Genomic DNA, 9,059 nt, shown 5'->3' on the forward strand with positions numbered 1-9,059 from the left:
GGCCGGCGGGCTCGCCACCGCCGCCGTCGCCGGCCCGGCCCTGGCGCAGTCCGCGCCCCCCGCCGCGAGCACCGAGCGCAGCCTGCCCTTCCTGAGCGGCCGCGCCACCGACACCCTGCTGCCACCCGGCAAGCAACGCCGCGTCGTGATCTGCGGTGGCGGCTGGGGCGGGGTGACCGCCGCCAAGTACCTGCGCCAGCTCGCCCCCCAGCTCGACGTCGTGCTGCTGGAGCGCAACCCCGTGTTCTTCTCCTGCCCGATGAGCAACAAGTGGCTGGTCGATCAGGTGGATACCCGGTATCTCACCCACGACTACCTCGCCGTCGCCGAGAAGTACGCCTACCGCTTCATCCAGACCGAGATCCTCGAGATCGAGCGCGAGGGCAAGCGGGTGATCACGGCGGCCGGCGCCATCCACTACGACTACCTGATCGTGGCCCCCGGCATCCGCTACAACTACGAGGCCTGGTTCGGCAACGACCGCCGCATGGCCGAGGCCACCCGGGCGCGCTTTCCGGCGGCCTACATCCCGAGCGCCGAGCACTTCCACCTCAAGAACGCGCTCCAGTCCTTCAAGGGCGGCGACCTCGTGATGACCCTGCCGCCCCCGCCGCAGCGCTGCCCGCCCAGCCCCTACGAGCGCGCCTGCCTGATCGCGTCGATGTTCAAGCAGAAGAAGATCCCGGGGCGCATCTACATCCTCGACCACAAGGACGGCGCGCGCCCGATCGGCCCGGGCTTCCGTTCCACCTTCGAAGAGCTGTACAAGGACATCATCACCTACGTCCCCGACGCGCGCATCGAGGAGGTCGATCCGTTCAAGCGCAGGATCCGCACCGAGGCGGGCGATTTCGACTTCCAGCACGCCATCCTCATGGCCCCGCACCAGGCCGGCGACCTCGCCTGGAAGGCAGGTCTGGTGCCGCGTCCAGGTGCGGGCAACCCGAGCGGCGGCTGGGCCGACGTCGATCCACTCTTCCTGCACGACCGCACGGACAAGGAGGTCTTCGTCATCGGCGACGCGGTCGGCTTCGTGTCGCCACAGTTCGGCTTCTACCCCAAGGCCGGCCACGTCGCCAACCGCCACGCCCGCATCGTGGCCTACTACATCTCCGAGCGCGAGGCCGGGCGGGAACCCGACTACCGGCTCCCGGACAACCTCTGCTTCATGATGGTGAATATCGCCCCGCAGGAAGGCATCTCGGTGCAGTTCGACTACAAGGTCAACGCCCAGGGCATCATCGAGCAGACCCAGATCGACTACAACGAGCGCACCGCGGCGACGATCTCGCAGGACTTCGGCTGGGCGCAGACCATCTACGAGGACATGTTCTCGTAAGCCGGCCCGTCCGGCGCGGGGCTCACACCCCGTGCCGGCGGCGGTGCTGGCGGGCGCCGGCGGCGCCGTCGGCGTCCGAATAGGCGTGGCGCGCCGCGGTCATCTCGGCGAGCACGGTGGCGATCTTGTGGTTGAGCGTGCCCTTGGGAATCACGCCCTTGGCGTCGGGCTCGCCGGCCTCGACGCCGGTCAGCACGGTCATCGCCTCGTCCACCGTCTTCACCGCGTGGATGTGGAAGCGGCCTTCCGCCGCGGCCTGCACCACGTCCTCGCGCAGCATCAGGTGACGCACGCTCGCCGCCGGGATCACCACGCCCTGCGTGCCGTCCAGCCCGCGCGCGCTGCACAGGTCGAAGAAGCCTTCGATCTTCTCGTTCACACCGCCGATCACCTGCACCTCGCCGAACTGGTTCACCGAGCCGGTGATCGCGAAGCGCTGCTGGATCGGCACCTGGGTCAGCGCCGAGAGCAGTGCGCACAGCTCGGCGAGCGAGGCCGAGTCGCCCTCGACCGGCGCGTAGGACTGCTCGAACACCAGGCTCGCCGACAGCGACAGCGGCTGGTGGCGGGCGTAGCGCGCGGCGAGGAAGGCCGACAGGATCAGCACGCCCTTGGAGTGGATCGCACCGCCGAGCTCGGTCTCGCGCTCGATGTCGACCACGTCGCCCTCGCCCATGCGCACCGTGGCGGTGATCCGCACCGGGTGGCCGAAGAGCTCCCCGGCGAGCTCGATCACCACCAGGCCGTTGATCTGGCCGGCGCGCTCGCCGGTGGTGGAGATCAGCGTGGTGCCGTCGAGGATGGACTCCAGTACCCGGGTCGGGTAACGATTGGCCCGCCGCGCGCGCGCGGCGAGCGCGTCCTCGACCTCGGCGCGCGTCGTGGCGGCGAGGCCCTTCTGGCGGGCGTGGAAGTCGGCCTCGCGCATGAGGTCGGAGAGCGCGCGGGTGTTGAGCGACAGGCGCCCGGAGTCCTCGGCCAGGCGCGAGGCTTCCTCGACCAGGCGCGCCACACCGCTGCGCTCGACCGGCAGCAGCTTCGCGCCGCGCGCGAGCAGCGCCATCAGGCGGGCGTACTCGCATTCGTTCTCGGGCGTGCGCAGGATGTCGTCGTTGAAGTCGGCCGCCACCTTGAAGAGGTCGGCGAACTCCGGATCGTGCTCCATCAGCAGGTAGTAGACCTCGCGGTCGCCGATCAGCACCACCTTGAGCGCGCTCGGCACCGCCTCCGGCTCCAGGGTCAACGCCCCGCTCCAGCCCTGCGCCTCGGCCGGCGGCTCGATGCGGATCTCGCCCGCGCGCAGGCTGCGCTTGAGGCCTTCCCAGGCGAAGGGCTGCGACAGCAGGCGCTCCGCGTCGAGCACCAGGTAGCCGCCGTTGGCGCGGTGCAGCGCGCCGGCACGGATCAGGTTGAAGTGGCTGACCTGGTTGCCCTGCTGCACGATGTGCTCGATGCGGCCGATCAGGTTGCCGTAGCCGGGGTTGTTCTCGAACACCACCGGCGCACCCTGCGAGCCGGAATGATCCACCAGCAGCTTGACCTGGTAGCGGTGGTAGCGCGTGTTCTCCTCGGGCTCTGGGGCCTCGTCGTCTTCTTCCTCCAGCATGGTGCCGCGCACCGCGCTGTCGATGACGTCGCGCTCGACCGCGTCGAGGAAGGCGAGCACCTCGGGCAGGTCCTCGTGCGCCTCGCGCACCTCGCGCAGCAGGTGCGCGACCGCGGGGCCGAGCACCTCGCGCTCGGCACGGTCGATCGACTCGCGCACCGACTTGCGCCAGCCGGGAAAGTCGTTGAGCAGATCCTCGAGGCGGTCGCTCCACGCGCCGATGCGCGCCTCGATGGCCTTGCGCTCGTCCTCCGGCAAGGCCTCGAAGGCCTCGGGCGACAGCGGCTCGCCGTCCTTGGTGGGCGCGAACACGAAGCCCTCGGGGGTCTGCAGCAGCGAGATGCCTTCGGCGTTGCAGGCCTTGCCGAGCTCGCGCAGCGCCCCTTCCTCGCGCGCCTTGTGCGCGCTCTGCAGCGACTCGACACGCTCGACGTGGGCGTCGCTGTCGAGCGCGGCGCCGAGCGCCGGGCCGAGGTCGCGGATGAAGGTCTGCATGCGCGTGCGCAGCGCAGCGCCGCGCCCGGCCGGCAGGGTCAGCAGGCGGGGCTTGAGCGGCTCGTCGAAGTTGTGGAGATAACAGAGATCGGGCGGCACGTCCTCGCGCGCCGCGCGCTCGCGCAGCAGGCGGAAGGTGGTCGCGTGCTTGCCGCTGCCGGCATCCCCGAGCACGAACACGTGGTAGCCGGTGTGGCCCATCGCGAGGCCGAAGCGGATCGCCTCGACGGCGCGCTCCTGGCCAAGGTCGCCGGCGTGGTCGGCGAGCGATTCGGTGGTGTCGAAGCTGAAGCAGGCGGGGTCGCAGCGCTTGCGCAATGCCGTCGCCGGCAGTGGCACGAGATCGGCCATGGATTTGATCTTTCTTCTGGTGCCGGAGCGGCAGGGAGCGCAATGATACACCCCGCCCCGCAGGCCCCGTGATCCACGCCCACTGCCCCCGGCTACGGCGGCTCCGGTTCTCGTGGGAGCGACGCGAGTCGCGATCGGCCGCGGGCTTGCGACGAAGGTCGACATGCACGCCTGCGCGAACCTCGCCTTGCGCCGCGCTGTCCACGACTTGATAATCCCGCAACCCGAACCCCAGCCCGCAGCCGCAGCCGACCATGAAAGTCATCCCGATCCAGCAGGCCGCGTCTCCCCTCGCCCCCGCGGCCCCCGCGCCCGTTGCGGCGCCCGGCGCTGCGCTGGTCGACCGCCGCGCGCGCAGCGTGCGCGACCTGCGCATCTCGGTCACCGACCGCTGCAACTTCCGCTGTGTGTACTGCATGCCGCGCGAGGTCTTCGGCGACGACTACGCCTTCCTGCCGCGGCGGCAGCTGCTCAGCTTCGAGGAGATCCTGCGCGTGGCGCGGCTGTTCGTCGCGCGCGGCGTGCGCAAGATCCGCATCACCGGCGGCGAACCACTGCTGCGCAAGGACGTCGACCGCCTGATCGGCATGCTCGCCGCACTCGACGGCGTCGAGGTCACGCTCACCACCAACGGTGTGCTGCTGCCCAAGCTCGCGCGCCGGCTCAAGGACGCCGGCCTGCACCGCGTCACCGTGAGCCTGGACGCGCTCGACGATGCGCTCTTCCGGCGCATGAACGACGCCGACTACCCGGTGGAGAAGGTGCTCGAGGGCATAGAGGCGGCCAAGGTGGTGGGCCTGGGCCCGATCAAGGTCAATATGGTGGTCAAGCGCGGCACCAACGACGTCGACATCGAGCCCATGGCCGCGCACTTTCGCAACAGCGGCCACATCCTGCGCTTCATCGAGTTCATGGACGTGGGCGCTTCCAACGGCTGGAAGATGGACGAGGTGCTGCCCTCGCGCGAGATCGTCGAGCGCATCGACCGCCTCTTCCCGCTCGAGCCGGTCGACCCCAACTACGAGGGCGAGGTCGCCGAGCGCTGGCGCTACAAGGACGGCGCCGGCGAGATCGGCGTGATCTCCTCGGTGACCCAGGCCTTCTGCTCGAGCTGCACGCGCATCCGCCTGTCCACCGAGGGACAGCTCTACACCTGCCTGTTCGCGCAGCAGGGCCACGATCTGCGCGCCCTGCTGCGCGAGGGCGCCGACGACGCCCGCATCGACGCCGCGATCGCCCAGGTGTGGCAGGGGCGCGAGGACCGCTACTCCGAGATCCGCACCGCCGAGACCGCCGCGCTGCGCAAGATCGAGATGTCCTACATCGGCGGCTGAAGCGGTCGCGGCCGCCGCCACCGCGGCCTGCGCCACCTCGATCGTCGCCTCAATCGTCGCGCATCGCCTCCAGCTCGAAGCGCAGCGCCACCGCATCGCCCACCATGCCGCGGCTGACGCCGTAGTCCATGCCCCAGCGGCTGCGCTCGATGGTCGTGCGCGCCGAGATGCCGAGCGTGTGCATGCGGTGGCCGAAGGGATAGCTTGCAGCCTTGTTGAGCGTGACGTCGAGCACGACCGGGTGGGTCTGCCCGAGCAGGGTCAGACGGCCGGCGAGCTTGCCGTGCAGGCGCCCGTCGCGCTCGGCGCCGGGCTCGAAGCCGGTGGCCTCGAAGACGATCTCGGGATGCTTCCTGGCGTCGAGGAAGTCGCTGTCGCGCACGTGGCGGTCGCGCGCCTCGTGGTTGCTGAACACGCTGTCGGCGGCCACCACCACCCTCCCCGACTTCAGCGTGCGCGCGGCCTCGTCGTATTCGAAGCGCCCGCTCGCCTTCAGGAACAGGCCGATGATGTCGGCGTAGCCGAGGTGCTCGACCTGGAAGCCGATGGCGAAATGCTCCGGGTCGATCGTGTAGCTGCGCGGCTCCGCCCAGGCCGGCGCGGCACCGAGGACGCCCGCCAGCACGGCCGCGGCGAGCATGCGGGGAAAACGTCTGCGCGATTCCATCTTCCTTTCTCCTCCAGGGACTTGCGAATGTGGCTTCCGCGGTCAGGATTGCGGACGCGTGTGGTATAGCCAGCGCACATCGACCGCGAAGGACCACGCCAGCAGCGCCAGCGCCAGCACCAGCAGCGCCGTCGCCAGCGCACCGCCGATCGCCGGCAGCAGGCATAGCAGCAGGCAGGCGACCTGCCAGACGCAGACCAGCTTGCGCCGGCGGCTCTCCCGCAGCGGCCGCTCCAGCCAAGGCCAGGGCCGCATCGCGGCGACGAAGACGTAGCGCATCGCACCGATCGCCAGCACCCAGGGTCCCGCCTTGTCCATCGCCAGCAGATGCACGCACAGGACCAGGATCAGGAAGGCGTCGAGCTCCATGTCGAAGCGCGCGCCGAAGTCGCTCTCGCAGCGCCAGCGCCGCGCCACCCAGCCGTCCACGCCATCGAGCAGCAGCGCGAGCGCGGCGAGCGCGGCCACCTGCACGGGATGTGCATCCACCCATGCGGGCGTGGCAAGCATCCCGGCGAGGAGGGCGACCAGCAGGGCGCGCACCAGCGTCACCCGGTTCGCCGGACCCAAGCCGCGGCGCGGGTCGGACCAGAAGTGCCGGATCAAGGCAGCGATGGCGAGCAACACCGCGCCCGCCGCCCAAGCAGCCGCGAGCGGCAGCGCGAGCGTGCTCGACGCCAGCGCGACGAGCGCGACGAGGCCGCCAAAGCCCCCGGCCAGATCGAGCCAGAGGCGGGGAAGTCCGCCGCGCCGAACACAAGATCCGCCCTGCTCCATCGCCATGCTGCCCTTGCGCCCCTTTCCCACGTCGTTCAGGCCCCATTCGCGCCTGGCGGCGCGCCTACAGTGGCTGCAGCGCCCTGCTACCATTCCTCCTTCGATCATCCGCCGCGCGAAAGGGTTCGCACAAGGAGCTCGGCATGTCCAGCACCAACCTCGCCTTCTGGACCGTCCGCCCGGGCTACGGCGAATTGCGCCCGGCGCCGCTGCGCCCGCCCGCAGACGGCGAGCTGCGGGTGCGCAACCTCTTCGGCGCAGTCAGCCGCGGCAGCGAGAGCCTGGTGTTCCGCGGCGAGGTGCCCGAAAGCGAATACGAACGCATGCGCGCCCCCTTCCAGGAGGGCGACTTCCCCGGGCCGCTCAAGTACGGCTACATCGGCGTCGGCGTGGTGGAGGACGGCGTCGGCACCGCGGCCACCGCCTTGCGCGGCCGCACGGTGTTCTGCCTGCACCCGCATCAGCAGCGCTATGTGGTACCCGCCGGCGCCGTCGTCCCCCTCCCCGCCGGCGTGCCGGCCGCGCGCGCGGTGCTGGCCGCCAACCTCGAGACCGCGATCAACGCCTGCTGGGACGGCGCCCCCGCGCTGGGCGACCGCATCGCGGTGGTCGGCGCCGGCGTGGTCGGCAGCCTGGTGGCCTGGCTGTGCGCGCGCCTCCCCGGCGTCGAGCTCGAGCTGATCGACACCGACCCCGGCCGCGCCGGCCTCGCCGCCGCGCTCGGCCTCGTTCACCGCCTCCCGGAGCAGGCGCGTGGCAACTGCGACCTCGTCTTCCACGCCAGCGGCAACCCCGCCGGCCTGGTGCGCGCGCTCGAACTCGCCGGACAGGACGCCACCGTCGTGGAGATGAGCTGGTACGGCCGCCGCAGCGCGGAGCTGCCGCTCGGCGCCGCCTTCCACGCCCGCCGCCTGCGCCTGCAGTCCAGCCAGGTCGGCCGCCTGCCGCCGCCACGCAGCCCGCGCTGGGACTACCGTCGCCGCATGGAACTCGCGCTCGCGCTGCTCGTCGATCCACGTCTGGACGCACTGATCAGCGGCGAGACCGACTTCACCGACCTGCCCGCGCTGATGCAGCGCCTCGCCGAAGCCCCCGCCGGGGCGCTGTGCGAGCGCATCCGCTATGCCAGTCCGAGCACCTGAGATCCACCCGAGCATCGATCCGGAGCCCCCATGTACAGCCTCACCGTCCGCGAACACATCATGATCGCCCACAGCTTCCGCGGCGAGATCTTCGGCCCGGCGCAACGGGTGCATGGCGCGACCTACCTGGTCGACGCCTGCTTCCAGCGCAGCGAGCTCGACGCCGACGGCCTGGTGGTCGACATCGGCCTCGCCGCCGCAACGCTGAAGGCGGTGCTCGCCGAGTTCAATTTCCGCAACCTCGACGAGCTCGAGGAATTCCGCGGCCGCAACACCACCACCGAGTTCATGGCCAGGGTGATCTTCGACCGCCTCGCCGCCACGATCCGCGCCGGCCGGCTGGGCCCCGGGGCGCAGGGGCTGGAGCGGCTGAAGGTGAGCCTGCACGAGTCGCACGTCGCATGGGCGAGCTACGAGGGCGCGCTGTGAGCGCTCACAGGGGGAGCACAGACCTCGATTTCATCGTCCCCGGCGACCCCGCCCAGCGCACCGGCGGCTATCTCTACGATGCCCGCATCGTCGAGGCGCTGCGCCACCTCGGCTGGACCGTCACCGTCCATGGCCTGCCCGGCCGCTTCCCCGACGCCGACCCCACGGCGCGCGACGCCCTGCACGACACCCTCGCCACCCTGCCCGCCGGTCGGCGCGTGGTCATCGACGGGCTCGCGCTCGGCGGCCTGCCCGAGGTCGCGATCGAGCACGCCGGACGGCTGGCACTGGTCGCGCTGGTGCACCACCCCCTGGCCGACGAGCGCGGCCTCGATCCCGTGCTGCGGCGCTGCCTGCTGGCGAGCGAACGGGCCGCGCTCGCCGCCGTGCGCCTCGCGATCACCACCAGCGCCTTCACCGCGCGCCGGCTGCTCGACTTCGGACTGCGCGCCGAGCGCATCCGCTGGGTCGAGCCGGGCGTGGCGCCGCTCGCGCTGGCCGCCGCGGAGGGCGAGCCGCCGCAGCTGCTGTGCGTGGCCAGCCTGACCCCGCGCAAGGGCCAGGACGTGCTCGTGCGCGCGCTCGAGCGCGTACGAGCGCTGCCCTGGCGCTGCACCCTGATCGGCAGCACGCATCGCGACCCCGGCTACGCCGGCGAGGTGGCCGAACTCGTCCGCAGCCTCGGCCTGCAGGACCGCATCCGGCTCTCCGGCGAATGCGCGGACGCGGCCCTGCGCGACGCCTACGCCGCCGCCGACCTCTTCGTGCTGCCCTCCCACTACGAGGGCTACGGCATGGTGGTCGCCGAGGCGATCGCCGCCGGGCTGCCGGTGCTCGCCACCACCGGCGGCGCGCTCGCGGGCACGCTGCCTCCCGGCGCCGGGCTGGCCGTGCCGCCCGGCGACGTCGATGCGCTCGC

At 71.5% G+C, this 9,059-nt stretch carries 8 protein-coding genes; 5 read left to right on the plus strand and 3 right to left on the minus strand.

Translation table 11 applies throughout. The features are described 5' to 3' along the window. Nucleotides 1-1,339 (plus strand): FAD-dependent oxidoreductase (locus tag C665_RS16480; protein WP_004323158.1); only part of this gene is annotated, 1,339 nt, incomplete at its 5' end. Nucleotides 1,340-1,361: 22 nt separating this feature from the next. On the opposite strand, the gene C665_RS16485 is transcribed toward C665_RS16480, so the two are convergent. After that, nucleotides 1,362-3,791 (minus strand): Lon protease family protein, encoded by a 2,430-nt coding sequence (locus C665_RS16485; RefSeq protein ID WP_004323159.1) that lies wholly within the window; start codon nt 3,789-3,791, stop codon nt 1,362-1,364. A 254-nt stretch (nt 3,792-4,045) separates the two neighbouring features. On the opposite strand from C665_RS16485, the gene moaA reads away from it, so the two are divergent. After that, the gene (gene moaA, locus C665_RS16490) at nt 4,046-5,125 is read left to right on the plus strand and encodes a GTP 3',8-cyclase MoaA (RefSeq protein ID WP_004323160.1); all 1,080 of its coding nucleotides are present in this window, start codon (nt 4,046-4,048) and stop codon (nt 5,123-5,125) included. A 49-nt stretch (nt 5,126-5,174) separates the two neighbouring features. Here moaA and C665_RS16495 read toward each other — a convergent pair whose 3' ends face one another. Together C665_RS16495 and C665_RS16500 are read right to left on the minus strand one after the other, a co-directional pair. Beyond that, nucleotides 5,175-5,792, minus strand: a complete 618-nt coding sequence (locus C665_RS16495) for a YceI family protein (RefSeq protein WP_004323162.1) — start codon at nt 5,790-5,792, stop codon at nt 5,175-5,177. A 42-nt stretch (nt 5,793-5,834) separates the two neighbouring features. Then, the gene (locus C665_RS16500; protein WP_004323163.1) at nt 5,835-6,575 is read right to left on the minus strand and encodes a CDP-alcohol phosphatidyltransferase family protein; all 741 of its coding nucleotides are present in this window, start codon (nt 6,573-6,575) and stop codon (nt 5,835-5,837) included. 137 nt (nt 6,576-6,712) lie between these two features. Between C665_RS16500 and C665_RS16505 the strand changes: the two genes are divergently transcribed. The 3 genes from C665_RS16505 to C665_RS16515 form a co-directional block, all read left to right on the plus strand. Further along, nucleotides 6,713-7,711, plus strand: a complete 999-nt coding sequence (locus tag C665_RS16505; RefSeq protein ID WP_004323164.1) for a zinc-dependent alcohol dehydrogenase — start codon at nt 6,713-6,715, stop codon at nt 7,709-7,711. Nucleotides 7,712-7,741: 30 nt separating this feature from the next. After that, nucleotides 7,742-8,140, plus strand: coding sequence for a 6-pyruvoyl trahydropterin synthase family protein (locus C665_RS16510; protein ID WP_004323165.1), 399 nt, complete (start codon nt 7,742-7,744; stop codon nt 8,138-8,140). Further along, nucleotides 8,137-9,059, plus strand: a 923-nt coding sequence (locus C665_RS16515; protein WP_004323166.1) for a glycosyltransferase family 4 protein, incomplete at its 3' end; no start/stop codon positions are given. The genes C665_RS16510 and C665_RS16515, both read left to right, overlap by 4 nt.

Origin of the sequence: Thauera aminoaromatica S2 (assembly GCF_000310185.1) — a bacterium.
Classification (GTDB): Bacteria; Pseudomonadota; Gammaproteobacteria; order Burkholderiales; family Rhodocyclaceae; genus Thauera; species Thauera aminoaromatica.